The 16,913-nt window shown below is 63.0% G+C and carries 17 protein-coding genes; 16 read left to right on the forward strand and 1 reads right to left on the reverse strand.

Annotated features, from left to right (window positions below):
* Window positions 1-99: 99 nt before the first annotated feature.
* The 16 genes from acpP to nagZ all read left to right on the forward strand — a co-directional run bounded on the left by acpP (window position 100) and on the right by nagZ (window position 15,238).
* Complete coding sequence (acpP, locus tag OKW30_RS04935; RefSeq protein WP_004197638.1) at window positions 100-339, forward strand: acyl carrier protein; 240 nt, start codon at window positions 100-102, stop codon at window positions 337-339.
* 256 nt (window positions 340-595) lie between these two features.
* Entirely contained in the window at window positions 596-1,852 is a 1,257-nt protein-coding gene (gene fabF / locus OKW30_RS04940) for a beta-ketoacyl-ACP synthase II (RefSeq protein ID WP_184028047.1), read from the forward strand.
* Between the two features lie 122 nt (window positions 1,853-1,974).
* Window positions 1,975-2,367 carry a hypothetical protein gene (locus OKW30_RS04945; protein ID WP_409259013.1) on the forward strand — a complete coding sequence of 131 codons (393 nt, stop codon included), beginning with the start codon at window positions 1,975-1,977 and terminating at the stop codon, window positions 2,365-2,367.
* 101 nt (window positions 2,368-2,468) lie between these two features.
* The gene (gene rpoE, locus OKW30_RS04950) at window positions 2,469-3,068 is read left to right on the forward strand and encodes an RNA polymerase sigma factor RpoE (RefSeq protein WP_006051939.1); all 600 of its coding nucleotides are present in this window, start codon (window positions 2,469-2,471) and stop codon (window positions 3,066-3,068) included.
* 93 nt (window positions 3,069-3,161) lie between these two features.
* Window positions 3,162-3,776 (forward strand): sigma-E factor negative regulatory protein, encoded by a 615-nt coding sequence (locus tag OKW30_RS04955; RefSeq protein ID WP_184071604.1) that lies wholly within the window; start codon window positions 3,162-3,164, stop codon window positions 3,774-3,776.
* Window positions 3,777-3,780: 4 nt separating this feature from the next.
* Window positions 3,781-4,821: a MucB/RseB C-terminal domain-containing protein gene (locus OKW30_RS04960; RefSeq protein ID WP_429346148.1), complete on the forward strand. Its 1,041-nt coding sequence runs from the start codon at window positions 3,781-3,783 to the stop codon at window positions 4,819-4,821.
* Window positions 4,822-4,858: 37 nt separating this feature from the next.
* Window positions 4,859-6,367: a DegQ family serine endoprotease gene (locus OKW30_RS04965; RefSeq protein WP_187627979.1), complete on the forward strand. Its 1,509-nt coding sequence runs from the start codon at window positions 4,859-4,861 to the stop codon at window positions 6,365-6,367.
* Window positions 6,364-6,636 (forward strand): glutaredoxin family protein, encoded by a 273-nt coding sequence (locus OKW30_RS04970; protein WP_184061411.1) that lies wholly within the window; start codon window positions 6,364-6,366, stop codon window positions 6,634-6,636. Before OKW30_RS04965 ends, OKW30_RS04970 begins: the two co-directional genes overlap by 4 nt.
* A gap of 229 nt (window positions 6,637-6,865) precedes the next feature.
* Window positions 6,866-8,659 (forward strand): translation elongation factor 4, encoded by a 1,794-nt coding sequence (lepA, locus tag OKW30_RS04975; protein WP_429346149.1) that lies wholly within the window; start codon window positions 6,866-6,868, stop codon window positions 8,657-8,659.
* Window positions 8,660-8,677: 18 nt separating this feature from the next.
* Window positions 8,678-9,571, forward strand: a complete 894-nt coding sequence (gene lepB / locus OKW30_RS04980; RefSeq protein ID WP_429346150.1) for a signal peptidase I — start codon at window positions 8,678-8,680, stop codon at window positions 9,569-9,571.
* Between the two features lie 185 nt (window positions 9,572-9,756).
* Window positions 9,757-11,037, forward strand: coding sequence for a ribonuclease III (gene rnc / locus OKW30_RS04985; RefSeq protein ID WP_429346151.1), 1,281 nt, complete (start codon window positions 9,757-9,759; stop codon window positions 11,035-11,037).
* 54 nt (window positions 11,038-11,091) lie between these two features.
* Window positions 11,092-11,991: a GTPase Era gene (gene era, locus OKW30_RS04990; protein WP_026225953.1), complete on the forward strand. Its 900-nt coding sequence runs from the start codon at window positions 11,092-11,094 to the stop codon at window positions 11,989-11,991.
* Window positions 11,978-12,892, forward strand: a complete 915-nt coding sequence (recO, locus tag OKW30_RS04995; RefSeq protein ID WP_429346152.1) for a DNA repair protein RecO — start codon at window positions 11,978-11,980, stop codon at window positions 12,890-12,892. The genes era and recO overlap by 14 nt, the downstream gene beginning before the upstream one ends.
* Window positions 12,889-13,653, forward strand: a complete 765-nt coding sequence (gene pdxJ, locus OKW30_RS05000; RefSeq protein WP_429346153.1) for a pyridoxine 5'-phosphate synthase — start codon at window positions 12,889-12,891, stop codon at window positions 13,651-13,653. Before recO ends, pdxJ begins: the two co-directional genes overlap by 4 nt.
* 24 nt (window positions 13,654-13,677) lie before the next feature.
* A complete protein-coding gene (acpS, locus tag OKW30_RS05005; protein ID WP_184071620.1) occupies window positions 13,678-14,145 on the forward strand; it encodes a holo-ACP synthase in 468 nt (155 codons plus the stop codon).
* A 64-nt stretch (window positions 14,146-14,209) separates the two neighbouring features.
* Entirely contained in the window at window positions 14,210-15,238 is a 1,029-nt protein-coding gene (nagZ, locus tag OKW30_RS05010) for a beta-N-acetylhexosaminidase (RefSeq protein ID WP_429346154.1), read from the forward strand.
* A gap of 110 nt (window positions 15,239-15,348) precedes the next feature.
* Here the strand turns inward: nagZ and OKW30_RS05015 are convergent, their stop codons facing one another.
* On the reverse strand, window positions 15,349-16,731 hold the full coding sequence (locus OKW30_RS05015; protein ID WP_184071624.1) for a sigma-54-dependent transcriptional regulator: 1,383 nt from the start codon (window positions 16,729-16,731) through the stop codon (window positions 15,349-15,351).
* Window positions 16,732-16,913: the final 182 nt, after the last annotated feature.

The following is a 16,913-nucleotide window of genomic DNA, read 5'->3' on the forward strand; positions in this document are numbered from 1 at the left end:
ATGCGTTGACAGGAACCCGATGCGCCGCTTTTTTGCCGGGTCAAACCTGATAAAATGCGCGCACCTGTATTTTTGAACTTCTTTTCCCTTGGAGGGGTAATGGACAATATCGAACAGCGCGTCAAGAAGATCGTCGCGGAACAACTGGGCGTTGCGGAAGCGGAAATCAAGAACGAAGCGTCGTTCGTGAACGATCTCGGCGCCGACTCGCTCGACACCGTTGAACTCGTGATGGCCCTCGAAGACGAATTCGGCATGGAAATTCCAGATGAAGAAGCCGAGAAGATCACCACCGTTCAGCAAGCGATCGACTACGCTCGCGCAAACGTCAAGGCCTAAGGTCATTCGCGCCTGCGTTTCTGCACGGGCCGCGCATGACGCCCTGCCGTGCCGCTTGCCGGCGCCAGCAGGGTCGACGCTATCGGGCGTGTCCATTGGCACACCATACGTCGCACCGCTTGCCACGCAGGAGCCAGCGATGTTGACAGCGCAACTTTCCGCGCGATTGCCGACTTAAACAGCCACAGGGCACACAGGGCGATTCCTGTGGCCGCTGTGGCTTTTGCTTTTTGTCATCTATGAAAAAGGGGTTACCGTGAGCCGCCGTCGTGTTGTTGTTACAGGCCTGGGGCTGATTTCGCCTGTTGGCAATAATGTTGCCGATGGCTGGGCCAATCTGGTCGCCGGCAAGTCTGGGATTGCCAATATCACGAAGTTCGATGCGTCGAACTTCTCGACTCGTTTCGCCGGCGAGGTGAAGGGCTTCAATATCGAGGACTACATCCCCGGTAAGGAAGCGCGCCACATGGATACCTTCATCCATTACGGCGTGGCTGCGGGCATCCAGGCGATGCAGGACAGCGGCCTCGAAGTCACCGACGAGAATTCGGAGCGCATTGGCGTGGTGGTCGGTTCGGGCATCGGCGGTCTGCCGATGATCGAAATCACCCAAACCGAATTGCTCAATCGCGGCCCGCGTCGCATTTCGCCATTCTTCGTGCCGGCTTCGATCATCAACATGATCTCCGGCCACCTGTCGATCAAGTTCGGCATCAAGGGTCCGAATCTGTCGATCGTTACCGCGTGTACGACCGGTCTGCACTGCATCGGCGAAGCTTCGCGCCTGATCGAATATGGCGACGCCGACGTGATGATCGCGGGCGGCGCGGAATCGACCGTGTCGCCGCTCGGTATCGGCGGCTTTGCGGCGGCGCGCGCGCTGTCGCAACGCAATGACGATCCGGCTACCGCGAGCCGTCCGTGGGACAAGGACCGCGACGGCTTCGTGCTAGGAGAAGGCGCCGGCGTAATGGTGCTCGAAGAATACGAGCACGCGAAGGCGCGTGGCGCAAAGATCTACGCGGAAATCGGCGGCTACGGCATGAGCGGCGACGCGTATCACATGACGGCGCCGCTCGAAGACGGTGACGGCGCACGCCGCTGCATGCTCGCAGCGCTAAAGAACGCAGGCATCAACGGCGATCAGGTGAGCTACCTGAACGCGCACGGCACGTCCACGCCACTCGGCGATCTGGCGGAAACGACCGGCATCAAGCGGGCGTTCGGCGACCACGCGAAGAACATGGTCGTCAACTCGACCAAGTCGATGACGGGTCACCTGCTGGGCGGCGCTGGCGGTCTGGAGTCGGTGTTCACGGTGCTCGCCGTGCATCACCAGGTGTCGCCTCCGACCATCAATATTTTCAACCAGGACCCGGCCTGTGATCTCGATTACTGCGCGAACACCGCGCGGGAAATGAAGATCGACGTCGCGCTGAAGAACTCGTTCGGGTTCGGGGGCACGAACGGCACGCTGGTGTTCAAGCGCGCCGGATCGCCTGATCTCGGGTGACGCGTCGGTTCACGACGCCGGCTTCGCCGGCGCTTTCCCCCGCACCGGCAACATTGGGTAGGGCAGCGCAGCGGATCACGCTGCGTCGCTCTATCGCAATGCGTGCCGCGGTGGGAGCGTTCGTGCTGATTGCGACGTTAGCCGTTTATACCTGTCTCGCGCCGCGAGTGGGCGCTTGGCAGGCCGCTCCGTTGACGCTCGCCGTCGCAGCACTGCTCATGCTCTGCGCGGCGAGGCATGACGCGGCGCAGGCCATCGCGCTGCATGTCGCGATGGGCGAGATTTCCGCCTGGAACCACGCGGGTGAGTTGCTCGCGCGGGGCCGCATGGTCGGTTGCGCGCAGTGGAGCGGCCGTTTGCTGGTGCTTGAGCTCGATCCCGAGGGTGGTCGAAGGCGCGGCCTCATGCGCGCACCGACGGGTCGCAGGCGCTCCCTGCTGCTCGCCGCGGACGCGCTGCCGTCCACTGTTTTCCGCGAACTTTCCGTGCTGGGCCGGCGTGCGGCCGGCGCCTGACTGTAACGACTGTAACCGCTGTTACCGTAGTAACGTGCCCTCACGAGGGGGACGCTACAATGGTCCCCCGCCATGCGCCCTATAGTTAACGGATTTATCAGGTGAGCGAAAAAGAAATTGATCAGGTGCTGGTCGAGCGCGTCCAGAAGGGCGACAAGGCCGCGTTCGAGCTTCTGGTCTCCAAATACCACCGCAAGATTCTCCGGCTGATCTCGCGTCTCGTGCGGGACCCCGCCGAAGTCGAAGACGTCGCGCAAGACGCTTTTATCAAGGCGTATCGCGCGTTGCCGCAGTTTCGCGGCGAGTCGGCGTTTTATACGTGGTTGTACCGGATTGCGGTCAATACCGCGAAGAACTACCTTGCCACCCAGGGCCGGCGCGCGCCGACCTCGACCGAAGCGGATGCTGAAGAAGCTGAAACTTTCTCCGATGCCGACCAACTAAGGGATATCAACACACCTGAGTCGATGTTGATGAGCAAGCAGATCGCAGAGACGGTCAATGCTGCGATGGCGGTTTTACCGGAAGAATTGCGCACCGCCATTACTCTCCGAGAAATTGAGGGTTTGAGTTACGAGGAAATCGCCGAGATGATGGGTTGCCCGATTGGCACAGTCAGATCACGAATTTTCCGCGCTCGCGAAGCCATTGCGGCAAAATTGCGACCGTTGCTTGACACACCCGAAGGCAAGCGTTGGTAGACGTTTCCGAACGTCCAGCTGGCTTGGCGGGGCAGCGGTGCAATATCTGGATTAGTGGTGTCACTACGGGGTATTTGGAAGATGGAGAGCATCATGGGGTCGGTCTCGATGCAATCGCAAGCAGGCTCGCACGGCGAGCGTCTGTCCGCTTTCGTCGACGGTGAGTTGTTCGGCGAAGAGCATCTGAATCTGGACAAGTTTCTTGCGGAGCTGGGCGGCGATGATCGCGCTGCCTGGTCGAGCTACCACCTGATCGGCGACGCGCTACGTTCCGACGATCTGGCAGTCAGCCCCGCACGGAGCGGTGCCTTTCTGAGCGGGTTTGCCGCGCGTCTTGAAAGCGAGCCGCATGTGCTGGCGCCCGCCGCCGCGTCTGCATCGGTCGCGCGCCGCCTGCTCGGGCTGCGCCGGAGAGTCGTGCCGGCTCTTGCCGTCGCTGCCGCGGCCGCTACGTTGACCTGGATCGTCGTGCCGCAGCTGCAGGGCGTGCCGGGTGGTCCGGGTGCGCAGCTCGCTTCGCTCCAATCGCACGGCGACGCGGTGCAGCGTGTCGCCATGGCCTCGGTGCCCGCGCAAGACTCCAACATCATTCGCGACGCGAGCCTCGATCAGTACCTCGAAGCTCATCAGCAATTCGCGCAACAACCGGCGATGGCAGGCTCGATGCCGGTGATTCGCGCTGCCTCAGTCTCCACGCAGGGCCAATAGTTTGATGCAGACTCCGCGGTTCAATATAACGACTATCTGGGGGCGGTTGCCAGCATTTCTGTTCTGCGCAGCCGTGTTGTTGTCCGCTGCACCGCGGGTCTTCGCACAAGACGATCCTGCCGTCGCCCGTCGCACGGCCGCGGAACTGCTCGATCGCATCCATCAGGCCGCCCAGCAGCAGAACTACGAGGGCGCGTTCGTCTATCAGCGCGGCAGTTTCGTGCAGACGTCGCACATCGCACATTACTCCACGCGTACGGACGGCGAGTTCGAGCAGCTCGAAAGCCTCGACGGCAAGCCGCGCAAAATGCTGCGTCACAACGACGACATGTACACGTTCTTGCCGGAGCGGCATATCGTGGTCTTCGAAAAACGGCAGAACAAGGACTCATTCCCTGCGCTGCTGTCGGTGAACGGCGAGCAGGTGCTGTCCGTCTACGAGCCGAAGATGCTTGACGACGACCGCGTCGCGGGCGTCGACAGCCTCGTGATGGAACTCGATCCGAAAGACGCGTACCGCTTCGCGTACAAGCTGTGGGCAGACAAAAAGTCCGGTCTGCTGTTGCGCGCGCAGACGCTCGACCCGAGCGGTCAGGTGCTCGAGCAGTTGTCGTTTTCGCAGGTCCGCATCGGCGTGCCGGTCGACAAGACGGGCATCGTCAACGGCATCCGCAATCTCACGGGCTGGACGGTAGTGCGTCCGCCAGTCGAGCCGGTCGACATGGCCGCGCAGGGTTGGCAAATCATGCCGTCGGTACCGGGCTTCCATATGATCCGCCAGTTGCGTCGTCCGATGGCGTCGCGCGAGGCGGGGCAGCCTCCGATCCCGGTCGACCAGGCCGTGTTTTCCGACGGCCTCGCAGCGATTTCGGTGTTCGTCGAGCCCGTCGAGAAAAATACGCGTAAGGAAGGCACGGGCGATAGCGGCGCGACGCACGTACTGGTCAAGCGTCAGGGCGACTTCTGGATTACCCTGCTCGGTGAAGTGCCCCAAACCACATTGCAGCAGTTCGCGTCTGCCATAGAATACAAAGCTCCGAAGTAACCCTTCCGAATCCTGAAATCCCTCGGCTTGCTACGATATGACGACTTTCTCGGTGCGCAAATTCCTCGCGGCCGTAGTGGTGGCAGCGTGTTTGCCGCTTGTGCCGCATATGGCATCGGCGGCTCCCGCTGCCAACCTGCCCGACTTCACCGACCTCGTCGACAAGGTTGGCCCGGCGGTCGTCAACATTCGCACGACAACGCGCGTGTCGAACGGTAGTTCCCGCGGCGGCCTGCCGCCGGGTATGGACGACGGCGACATGTCGGAGTTCTTCCGGCGCTTCTTCGGGATTCCGTTGCCGCAGTCACCGCAATCGCCGCACGGGGGTGATAACGGCGGCGGCGGCGGTAGTGGCGGCAGCCCGGATTCACCGGACAACTCGGACGCCGAACAGAACAGCGGGGTAGGCTCGGGCTTCATCCTGTCGGCGGACGGCTACGTGATGACCAACGCGCACGTCATCGACGACGCGGACACGATCTACGTGACGCTGACCGACAAGCGCGAATTCAAGGCGAAGCTGATCGGCGTCGACGACCGTACCGACGTCGCGGTCGTGAAGATCAACGCGTCGAACCTGCCGACCATCACGATCGGCGACTCGAACAAGGTGCGCGTCGGCGAATGGGTCGTCGCGATCGGTTCGCCGTTCGGTCTCGAAAACACGGTGACTGCCGGTATCGTCAGCGCGAAGGGGCGCGATACCGGCGACTACCTGCCGTTCATCCAGACTGATGTGGCCGTCAATCCGGGCAATTCGGGCGGTCCGCTGATCAACATGCAGGGCGAGGTGATCGGCATCAATTCGCAGATCTATAGCCGCACCGGCGGGTTCATGGGCATTTCGTTCGCGATTCCGATCGACGAGGCGATGCGCGTGGCCGATCAGCTGAAGAGTTCGGGCAAGGTGGTGCGCGGCCGCATCGCGGTGGCGATTGGTGAAGTGACGAAGGACGTCGCCGAGTCGCTCGGTTTGCCGAAGGCGCAGGGCGCGCTTGTCAGCAGCGTGGAGCCGGGCGGACCCGCCGATAAGGCCGGCGTGCAGCCGGGCGACATCATCCTGAAGTTCAACGGTCATTCGGTCGACACGGCGACGGACCTGCCGCGCATGGTCGGCGATACGAAGCCGGGCACGAAGACGTCGATCACGATCTGGCGCAAGGGTCAAACGCGCGAACTGCCGGTCACGATCGCAGAAATGCAGCCGGACAAGGTCGCGAAGGCGGATCAGAAGAAGCCGCAAGCGCCGAAGCAGCGCGCGACCAACGCGCTCGGCATCGCGGTCAGCGACATTCCCGCCGATCAGCAGAAAGCGCTGAAGATTCAGAACGGCGTGCAGATCGATGCGGTCGACGGTCCGGCCGCGCGTGTCGGGCTCCAAAAGGGCGACATCATCCTGCGGGTTGGCGATACGGATGTGACGAGCGCGAAACAGTTCGACGAGCTGACTTCACACCTCGATTCGCAGAAGATGGTCGCGTTGCTGGTTCGTCGCGGCGACAACACGCAGTTCGTGCCGATTCGTCCGCGCAGCGCGCAGAAATGACGAAGACGGCATCGCTCACGCTCTATGGGCGCGCGTGGTGCCATCTGTGCGAGGACATGCGCGCTGCGCTCGAGCCAATGCTGGCCGAGTTCGGAGCGCAGCTGGCGGTGATCGACGTCGACAGCGATCCGTTGCTCGAAGCGCGTTACAACGAGTTGGTGCCGGTGCTGGTTTGCGATGGCGTCGAACTGTGCCACTACCATCTCGACGAAGCGCCCGTGCGGGCAGCATTGGCTGCACATGCGTCGCGTGTCGCGGCGGCATCCTGATACACACCCGCGCGGCATCTGGTTTCGCGCGATCCATGCGCATTTTTGCCGCGGCTCACTGCGATGCGCGCGGTAATTTTCTCGCATCCTCTACGCCGTCTTGAGGCCTGCGCTTCGCAAGATGCGCCGGCCGATGGGCTTTTCGGCTAAAATAGATAAGATTTTCACCTACTTACAAGGCGTGCTCCGCTATTGTCCGGGGCGCGCCTTTTCGCTTGATCGGCACTGAATGGATCATATTCGTAACTTCTCGATCATCGCGCACATCGACCATGGCAAGTCGACGCTCGCCGATCGCATCATCCAGATTTGTGGTGGTTTGTCCGACCGCGAGATGGAAGCTCAGGTGCTCGACTCGATGGATCTCGAGCGCGAGCGCGGCATTACCATCAAGGCGCAAACCGCCGCGTTGTCGTATCGCGCGCGCGATGGGCAGCTCTACAACCTGAACATGATCGACACCCCGGGGCACGTCGACTTCTCGTACGAAGTCAGCCGCTCGCTGTCCGCGTGCGAAGGCGCGCTGCTCGTCGTCGACGCGAGCCAGGGTGTGGAGGCGCAAACCGTCGCCAATTGCTACACGGCCATCGAACTCGGCGTCGAAGTGGTGCCGGTGTTGAACAAGATCGATCTGCCGGCGGCGAACCCCGAAAACGCGATCGCCGAGATCGAGGACGTGATCGGCATCGACGCGACCGACGCGACGCATTGCAGCGCGAAAACGGGCCTCGGCGTCGAAGACGTGCTCGAAGCGCTGATCGCGAAAGTGCCGCCGCCGAAGGGCGATCCGCAAGCGCCGCTGCAGGCTCTCATCATCGACTCGTGGTTCGACAACTACGTCGGCGTCGTGATGCTGGTGCGCATCGTCAACGGCGCGCTGCGTCCGAAGGACAAGATCCGGCTGATGGCAACCGGCGCGCAGTATCCGGTTGAACATATCGGCGTGTTCACGCCGAAGTCGAAGGATCTCGAATCACTGTCGGCGGGGCAGGTGGGCTTCATCATCGCCGGCATCAAGGAACTCGCGGCGGCGAAGGTCGGCGACACGGTTACGCTCGTGAACCAGCCGGCGGCCGTGCCGCTGCCGGGTTTCAAGGAAGTGAAGCCGCAGGTGTTCGCGGGTCTGTATCCGGTCGAAGCGAATCAGTACGACGCGCTGCGCGATTCGCTCGAAAAGCTGAAGCTGAACGACGCGTCGCTGCAGTACGAACCGGAAGTGTCGCAGGCGCTCGGTTTCGGTTTCCGCTGCGGCTTCCTCGGTTTGTTGCACATGGAAATCGTGCAGGAACGTCTCGAACGTGAGTTCGACATGGACCTGATCACGACGGCGCCGACCGTGGTCTACGAAGTCCTGCAGCGCGACGGCACGACCCTGATGGTCGAGAATCCGGCCAAGATGCCGGAGCCGTCGAAGATCGAGGAAGTGCGCGAGCCGATCGTCACCGTGAACCTGTACATGCCGCAAGACTACGTCGGCGCGGTGATCACGTTGTGTACGCAGAAGCGCGGCAACCAGATCAACATGCAGTATCACGGTCGTCAGGTTCAGCTTACGTACGAAATTCCGATGGGTGAAGTCGTGCTCGATTTCTTCGACCGTCTGAAGTCGATTTCGCGCGGTTATGCGTCGATGGATTACGAGTTCAAGGAATACCGCGCGTCGGACGTCGTGAAGGTCGACATGCTGATCAACGGCGACAAGGTCGATGCGCTGTCGGTTATCGTGCACCGTTCGCAAAGCCAGTACCGCGGCCGCGAAGTGGCGGCGAAAATGCGCGAGCTGATTCCGCGTCAGATGTACGACGTAGCGGTTCAAGCCACGATCGGTTCGAACATTATTGCGCGCGAAAACATTAAAGCGTTGCGTAAGAACGTGCTGGCAAAATGCTACGGCGGTGATATCACGCGTAAGAAGAAGCTGCTTGAAAAGCAGAAGGCGGGCAAGAAGCGAATGAAGCAGGTGGGCTCGGTTGAAATCCCGCAAGAGGCTTTCCTCGCTATTCTGCGTGTCGAAGACAAATAAGTTGAATGACGGAACCCTATGAATTTTGCGTTGATTCTTTTTGTGCTCGTCGTTTTGACGGGTGTCGCATGGGTCGCGGACAAACTGGTTTTCCTGCCGAAACGGCGCCGCGAGGCGGAAGCCGCAGTCGCCGAATTCGATAGTCAGCAGGCACGCATCGGCGAGCGTTTCGCCGATGAAAACGCCGCGCAAACGCGCGCGCGTCTGCGCGACGACAAGCTGCGTCAGCCGTGGTGGCTCGAATATACGGCGAGCTTTTTTCCGGTGATTCTGGTGGTGTTCGTCGTGCGCTCGTTCGTGATCGAGCCGTTCAAGATCCCATCGGGCTCCATGGTGCCGACGCTGCTGGTGGGCGACTTCATCCTCGTCAATAAATTCGAATATGGTCTACGTTTGCCGATTACCAACACGAGGATCACGCAGGGCAGTCCGGTCCATCGCGGCGACGTGGTGGTGTTCCGTTATCCGAAAGACGAATCGGTCGACTACATCAAGCGCGTCATTGGTCTGCCCGGCGACGTGATCGAGTATCAGGACAAGAAACTCACGATCAACGGCAAGCCGGTGCCTGAAACGCCGTTGCCCGATTATCTCGACGAAGAGCGTCTCGGTTATGCGAAGCAGTTCGAGGAAGATATCGACGGCCGCAAGAACGCGATTCTGAATAATCCGGCGGTGCCGCCGTTCATCGTTGGTGCGGAAGATTATCCGTATCGCGACAACTGCCAGTACAACGCGCGTGGCGTGATCTGCAAAGTGCCGCCGGGCAATTTGTTCATGATGGGCGATAACCGCGACAACAGCGCGGATAGCCGGTACTGGGGTTTTGCGCCTGAACGCAATATCGTCGGCCGCGCATTTTTCATCTGGATGAACTTCAGCGATCTGCGGCGCATCGGCCCTTTCCAGTGAGTCGCGTGCATTGATCGCTTCATGAGCGCTTCTCACACGCCGCGCGAATAACCGGCACCCGGTTATCTCGGTCGCGGCGTGCTGTCATGCTACTTTAAGAACTCGCGGTAACGTCGTTTCACCACGCTTTTTCCGCTGGCGCCCCGTGTTTCCGCCGGGTCAGGCGCCCGCGTTATACTCTGCCCATGCCCCTATCTCCGTTGGAAAGCCGTTTGCGCTACGAATTTCGCAATGCGGAATTGCTGCGCCAGGCTCTAACACACCGCAGTCATAGCTCCACGCATAACGAACGGCTCGAATTTCTCGGCGACTCCGTTCTGAATTGCGCGGTGGCTGCGCTTTTGTTCCAACGTTTCGGCAAACTCGACGAAGGCGACCTGTCTCGCGTGCGCGCCAATCTGGTCAAACAGCAGTCCCTCTACGAGATTGCTCAGGCACTCAATATTTCGGAGGGCCTGCGCCTCGGCGAGGGCGAGTTGCGCAGCGGCGGCTTCCGCCGCCCGTCGATCCTCGCGGATACGCTCGAGGCGGTGCTCGGTGCGATATTTCTGGACGGCGGATTCGAGGCTGCGCAGACGGTCATCAAGCGCCTTTACGTACCGATTCTCGACCATATCGACCCGCGCACGCTTGGCAAGGACGCGAAGACGCTGCTGCAGGAGTATCTGCAGGGCCACAAGATCGCGTTGCCTACTTATACGGTCGTCGCCACGCATGGTGCGGCGCACAATCAGCAGTTCGAAGTGGAATGTACGGTGCCGAAGCTGGACGTCAAGGTGTCTGGCTCCGGCGCGAGCCGTCGCGCGGCGGAGCAGGCGGCCGCAAAGAAGGCGCTCGACGAAGTGATGGCCGCGGCGCCTGCCGTGGTCGCGAAGCCGAAGCGCTCGAAGGGCGCGCGTGCCGCGAAAAATGCCCTGCAGGAAATCGTGCCGGGCGTGACCGGCGTACAGGCCGCACTGGATTTGCGCACACCGGATCGCAAGAGCGCGCGCGGTGAAGGGCGCGCGGCTGTCGCGCTGGAAGGGCACGCCGACAAACCTTTCGTGGAAAAATCAGCCGCTGAAAGACCGGCGGCCGAGCGTGCCGCGCCGGGTCCCGCCGGTGCGCCGTTGGCTGTAATTCGTGCCGCGCATGTGGAGTACAGCGGACAGGACAAGCCGGAGCGCGCCGAAAAGTCCGAAAAGACGGAGAGGGCCGACAAGGTTTCGATCCACGCGGGCGAGAAACCTGTCGACAAGCCGGCCGAAAAACCCGCAGCGGACCAAACCCCCGACCTCAAAGCCGACACGCCGTCACACGCTCGCGGCACAGACCGTCAGCGCAGCCGCGAGGCCGCGCCGGGGACTGCTGCGTCGAGCGTGACCGCCGCGCCCGCGTCGGTTGTCTCGGTGCCCCCGGCACCTGCCGAACACGAACCCGGCGTCGCCGACGCGGTGCAAACGCGCGTCGCCGATGCGGGCCATTGATTGCCATCGGCGTGCGCGTCGCGCGCGCCGAACTGAACCTGCCGTAGTCCGAATATGAACGCTCCCACTCCCACTGGTTTTCGCTGCGGCATGGTCGCGATCGTCGGCCGCCCGAATGTCGGCAAGTCCACGCTGATGAACGCGCTGGTCGGCCAGAAAGTCAGCATCACGTCGCGCAAGGCGCAGACCACGCGCCATCGCATTACCGGCATCAATACGCTCGAAGACGCCCAGTACATCTTCGTCGACACGCCCGGTTTTCAGACCAAACACAGCGGCGCCCTGAACCGCTCGCTGAATCGCGCCGTTACGTCGACGCTGACCTCGGTCGACGCGATCCTGTTCGTCATCGAAGCAGGCCGCTTCGGCCCTGACGACCAGAAGGTACTCGATCTGATCCCGGCGAAGGTCCCGACGCTGCTGATCGCGAACAAGCTCGATCGCGTGTCGGATAAAGACTCGCTGTTCCCGTTCATGCAGCAGATGAGCACGCTGCGCGAGTTCAACGAGATCGTGCCGCTGTCGGCGAAAAATTCCGACGACATCAAACGTCTGATGGCCACCGTCAAGCCGTTCCTGCCGGAAGGCGAGCCGATCTACGGCGAGGACGACCTGACCGATCGCAGCGAGCGCTTCCTTGCCGCCGAAATCCTGCGCGAGAAAGTCTTCCGCTGGACCGGCGACGAGCTGCCGTACACGAGCACCGTGCTGATCGAGAAGTTCGAAACCGAAGGGCGGCTGCGCCGTATCTTCGCGACGATCCTCGTCGATCGCGACATGCACAAGGCGATGATCATCGGCCAGAAGGGCGCGAAGCTGAAGCAGATCAGCACCGAGGCTCGCCTCGACATGGCAAAGCTGTTCGACGGGCCGGTGTACCTCGAAACCTTCGTCAAGGTGAAGAGCGGCTGGGCCGACAATGAAGCCGGGCTTCGTGCGTATGGGTACGAATGACGCGTGGATGACGCTCAATTCAGACGAGGCTTCGGATCAGCCGGAGCACGAACCGTCTCGGCCCGCGCGTAGCGCGAGGAAATCGTCGGCCGACGCAAAAAGCCCAAAAAGCGCGAAAGGCGCACCCGCCGACGATGGCGAGCCACGCAAAACGCCGGCGCGCCGCGTGCCGCGCACCTCCACATCCGAATATCGGATCACCGAGCAGCCCGCGTTCGTGCTGCATAGCTATCCGTATCGCGAGACCAGCCTGATCATCGACGTGCTGTCGCGCGATCACGGCCGTCTCGCGCTGGTCGCAAAGGGCGCGAAGCGCCCGCACTCCGCGCTGCGCGGCGTGCTGCAAACGTTCCAGCCGCTGTCGCTCGCGTGGTCGGGCAAGTCCGAAATGCGCACGCTGACCGGCGCCGAATGGGTCGGCGGCATGCTGCCGCTGACCGGCGACGCGTTGCTGTGCGGTTTCTACGTCAACGAACTGCTGGTGCGTTTCTGCGCGCGCGAAGACCCGCATCCTCAGTTGTTCCATCACTACGTCGTCACGCTGACGCGGCTCGCGCACGATGAGCCGCCGGTGCAGGTGCTGCGCTCGTTCGAACGCGTGCTGCTACGCGAGACCGGTTACGCGATGGCGCTCGACCGCACGGTCGCACGCAAAGCGGTGCTCGCCGACGGCCGCTACGTGTTCGATCCCGAGCGCGGGGTACGCGAGGCATCGGACGAATGGCCCGCGCAGTGGCCGGTAGTGACGGGACAAACCTTGCTCGATATGGAAAAGGACGATTACCATCGAGCGCAGACCGTCGCGCAAAGCAAAACGCTGATGCGCTTCCTGCTCAACACCTATCTCGGCGGCGCGCCGCTTGCCACCCGCCAGATCCTGATCGACCTGCAGAACCTATGAGCTTCTTCCTGACTTCGCCGACCGCGATCGATCTCGGCGTGAACATCGACCACGTCGCCACGCTGCGCAACGCGCGTGGCACGTCCTATCCCGATCCGATCCGCGCCGCGCTGATGGCCGAAGAAGCCGGCGCCGACGCGATCACGCTGCATCTACGCGAAGACCGCCGGCACATCATCGATGCGGATGTTCGCAAGCTGCGTCCGCTGCTGAAAACGCGCATGAATCTCGAATGCGCGGTCACGCCGGAAATGCTCGACATCGCGTGCGCAGTGCAACCGCACGACGTCTGCCTCGTGCCGGAAAAGCGCGAGGAGCTGACGACCGAAGGCGGTCTCGACGTCGCCGGACAGTTCGAGGCGGTGCGCGCCGCATGCAAGCAACTGGCGGACGCGAGCTCGCGCGTGTCGCTCTTCATCGACCCCGAGGAGACGCAGATTCGCGCCGCGCACGAAGCCGGCGCGCCGGTGATCGAGCTGCACACAGGCCGTTACGCGGAAGCTCATGATCCCGCGGAACAGCAGCGCGAATACGAGCGCATCGTGCGAGCAGTCGAATTCGGCGCGACGCTCGGCCTCAAAGTGAACGCGGGCCACGGCCTGCACTACACGAACGTGCAGCAGATCGCGGCGATCGACGGCATCGTCGAACTCAACATCGGCCATGCGATCGTCGCGCACGCGATCTTCGCGGGCTGGGACAACGCGGTGCGCGAGATGAAGGCGATCATGGTCGCCGCGCGTCTCGGCGCGCGCGCGTAACGCAACCTGGCGACGGACGCACGCATGGCAATCTACGGAATCGGCACCGACATCGTTCAGGTCAGCCGCGTAGCAGCGGTGATGACTCGCACCAATGGCCGTTTCGCGGAGAAGGTGCTCGGTCCCGACGAACTACGCGTGTACCACGCGCGCCACGCCCGTTCGGCGGCGCGCGGTCTCGCGTTTCTCGCGACGCGCTTCTCGGCAAAAGAGGCGTTCTCGAAGGCAATCGGCCTCGGCATGCACTGGCCGATGAGCTGGCGCGCGCTGCAAACGCTGAACCGGCCGAGCGGCGAGCCGATGGTGGTCGCCTCTGGCGAGCTGGCCGACTGGCTCGACGCGCGCGGCATCACGGCGCGCGTGACGATCAGCGACGAGCGCGACTACGCGGTGTCGTTCGTGATCGCGGAGACGCAGCGGCCGGGCGATACGGAAGCTTCGTTGGCGGCGTCGGCGTCGCGGGCTTCGTCCGCCCGTTCCGCCACAGAATGAAAAGGTTGAGCGCGGCCGCTGGCGGTCGCGTTTGTGTTGTCTCACAGTTTTCCAGCGGAATTCGATGAAAACCACACCCGGACCGGTGATGCTCGACGTGGTCGGCAAAACGCTGAACCGCGATGACAAAAGGCGTCTCGCTCACCCGATGACCGGCGGCGTGATCCTGTTCGCGCGCCACTACGAGAGCCGCGCGCAACTGGTCGGGCTGACCGATGCCATCCGCGCGATTCGCCCGGATCTGCTGATCGCCGTCGATCACGAAGGCGGCCGCGTGCAGCGCTTTCGCACCGACGGCTTCACGGTGCTGCCGTCGATGGGTAAGCTCGGCGCGCTGTGGGACCAGGACGTGCTGCACGCGACCAAGGTGACGACCGCGGTCGGCTATATCCTCGCCGCGGAACTGCGCGCGTGCGGTATCGACATGAGCTTCACGCCGGTGCTCGACCTCGACTATGGACACTCGCAGGTGATCGGCGATCGCGCGTTCCATCGCGATGCGCGCGTGGTCGCGCTGCTCGCGAAGAGTTTGAACCACGGCCTCGCGCTCGCCGGCATGAGCAATTGCGGCAAGCATTTTCCAGGGCACGGATTCGCGCAGGCAGATTCGCACGTCGCGATGCCCGTCGACGAACGCCCGATCGAAGAAATCCTCGGCAACGACGTCGCGCCGTACGACTGGCTCGGTCTGTCGCTTGGCGCGGTGCTGCCCGCGCACGTCGTCTATCCGCGGGTCGATGCGAAGCCGGCCGGCTTCTCGCGCATCTGGTTGCAGGACATCCTGCGCGGCAAGCTTGGCTTCGAAGGCGCGATCTTCAGCGACGATCTGTCGATGGAAGCCGCGCGCCAGGGCGGCACGCTGACCGAAGGTGCGCAAGCGGCCCTGGAGGCCGGCTGCGACATGGTGCTGATCTGCAACCAGCCGGACGAAGCGGAGAAGGTGCTCGACGCGCTGCGCGTCAAGCCGTCGAGGGAATCGCCGCGGCGGCTGAAGCGCATGCGGCCGCGCGGTAAAGCGCTCACATGGAGCAAGCTGATGGCCGAGCCACGGTACGCCGAAGCGCAGAGGCTGCTGCGCAGTACGTTTGCATAAAAGGAAATGGCGCCTTGAAGCAATTCAAGGCGCCATTTTTTATCAGCTTCGAACGGTGCGAGCCGCCGTCAAGCTTTGCTTGACAACCGCAGCACGCGCGATCCGATCGCTCAGTTCAAGCGCATGCGCTGCAACTTGTTGTACAGCGTCTTCGGGCTGATTCCCAGCAACGACGCCGCGCGATGCCGCGTGCCGCCGACCGCGTCGAGCGTTGCGCGAATCAGCATTTCTTCGACGTCCGCGAGGGGCGTACCGACGGTCACCTGCACGCGACTGCCGTTCAGATCGCGGCCGTTCGCCGTGCTGGCTTCGTCGGCGCGCAACGACTCGATCACGTCGCCCGATGCCTGATAAGCGCGCCGCACGCGCTCCTGCAGTTCGCGCACGTTGCCCGGCCAGTCGTACGCGAGGCATTCGCGCAGGAAATTCGGCGCCGCCTGCTTCGCGACCTCGGCCGTACCGCGCGCGGTCGCTTCCACATTCAGTTCGTCGACGGCTGCCTGCGCAATCAGCAGCGGATCTTCACCACGCTCGCGCAGCGGCGGCAGCATGACCGCGGCGGCTTCGAGGCGCAGCGCGAGGTCCTGATGCAGCGAGCCGTCCGCGACCGCCGCGCGCGGCGACTTGCGCGTCGACGCGATGAGCCGGAAGTCGGTCACGATCTGGCTGGTACCGCCCACGCGCATGAAGGTCTGCGAATCGAGCGCGCGCAACAGCGCTTCCTGCTGCGTGCGCGGCAGCTCGGTCATTTCGTTGATGAACAACGTGCCGCCGCTCGCCTGTTCGAAGAGGCCCGGCTCGCGCTGCTCGGCGCCGCCGAACGCTCCGCGTTCGTGACCGAACAGCATGCTGTCGAGCGAGCGATTGAGCCCGCCCGCGGTCGCGCCGCGGCAATCGAACGTGACGAACGGGCCTTTGCGGCGGCGGCTCATGTCGTGCAGCGTGCGCGCGGCGATCTGCTTGCCGGTGCCAGCCTCGCCGGAGATCAGCACCGCGGCTTCTGTCGGCGCGAGACGCTCGATCGTGTCGTACACGTGCTGAATGGCGCCGCTGCGACCGAGCATCGAGCCGAAGCGCCCAAGCTGACGCAGCGCCGCGCGCAGCGCCTGGACCTCCTCGGTCAGCTCATAAGGCCGCGGAATGCGCGCGAGCAGGCTGCGCAGGCGCGGAATGTTGACCGGCTTCAGCAGATAGTCCCAGATACCGTGCCGCAAGCCCTCGATCGCACTCTCGACGGTCGCATTGCCGGTCATCACGATCACCGGAAGCGCGCCGCCCGGCGGATGCGCGGGCAGATGCTGCAACAGATCGAGGCCGCTGCCGTCCGGCAGATTCAGGTCGACGAGCACGACGTCAGGGATGAAGCGCGTCAATGCGCCGCGGGCCTCGGCGAGCGTGGTCGCGGTGTCGACTGAAAAGCCGTCGGCGGCGAGGATTGCCGACAGACCGGACAGGCTATTGGGATCGTCTTCAACAATCAGGGCGTGTGGCATGGCGAGCGCAATTTTATGAATGGGTTGAATGCCCGGTGCGCCGCCAACGCTGATGGCGCGCACCGCGGACTCTGGGGGCTCGATGACAGGGCTAAACGAACGGTCCTTGGGCGATGAAAAAACGACAGCCGCCGGCACTGCGCCTTGAGTCACGCGGGCCGGCGCCTGTAGTTCCTTCACTG

It is taken from the genome of Paraburkholderia sp. Clong3 (assembly GCF_050436485.1).
GTDB lineage: Bacteria > Pseudomonadota > Gammaproteobacteria > Burkholderiales > Burkholderiaceae > Paraburkholderia > Paraburkholderia tuberum.

Coding starts and splice junctions, on each gene's coding strand:
- acpP (WP_004197638.1), top strand. CDS start 100: ATGGACAATATCGAACAGCGCGTCAAGAAGATCGTCGCGGAACAACTG.
- OKW30_RS04955 (WP_184071604.1), top strand. CDS start 3,162: ATGGGGTCGGTCTCGATGCAATCGCAAGCAGGCTCGCACGGCGAGCGT.
- OKW30_RS04960 (WP_429346148.1), top strand. CDS start 3,781: ATGCAGACTCCGCGGTTCAATATAACGACTATCTGGGGGCGGTTGCCA.
- OKW30_RS04965 (WP_187627979.1), top strand. CDS start 4,859: ATGACGACTTTCTCGGTGCGCAAATTCCTCGCGGCCGTAGTGGTGGCA.
- OKW30_RS04970 (WP_184061411.1), top strand. CDS start 6,364: ATGACGAAGACGGCATCGCTCACGCTCTATGGGCGCGCGTGGTGCCAT.
- lepA (WP_429346149.1), top strand. CDS start 6,866: ATGGATCATATTCGTAACTTCTCGATCATCGCGCACATCGACCATGGC.
- lepB (WP_429346150.1), top strand. CDS start 8,678: ATGAATTTTGCGTTGATTCTTTTTGTGCTCGTCGTTTTGACGGGTGTC.
- rnc (WP_429346151.1), top strand. CDS start 9,757: ATGCCCCTATCTCCGTTGGAAAGCCGTTTGCGCTACGAATTTCGCAAT.
- era (WP_026225953.1), top strand. CDS start 11,092: ATGAACGCTCCCACTCCCACTGGTTTTCGCTGCGGCATGGTCGCGATC.
- recO (WP_429346152.1), top strand. CDS start 11,978: ATGGGTACGAATGACGCGTGGATGACGCTCAATTCAGACGAGGCTTCG.
- pdxJ (WP_429346153.1), top strand. CDS start 12,889: ATGAGCTTCTTCCTGACTTCGCCGACCGCGATCGATCTCGGCGTGAAC.
- acpS (WP_184071620.1), top strand. CDS start 13,678: ATGGCAATCTACGGAATCGGCACCGACATCGTTCAGGTCAGCCGCGTA.
- nagZ (WP_429346154.1), top strand. CDS start 14,210: ATGAAAACCACACCCGGACCGGTGATGCTCGACGTGGTCGGCAAAACG.
- OKW30_RS05015 (WP_184071624.1), bottom strand. CDS start 16,731: ATGCCACACGCCCTGATTGTTGAAGACGATCCCAATAGCCTGTCCGGT.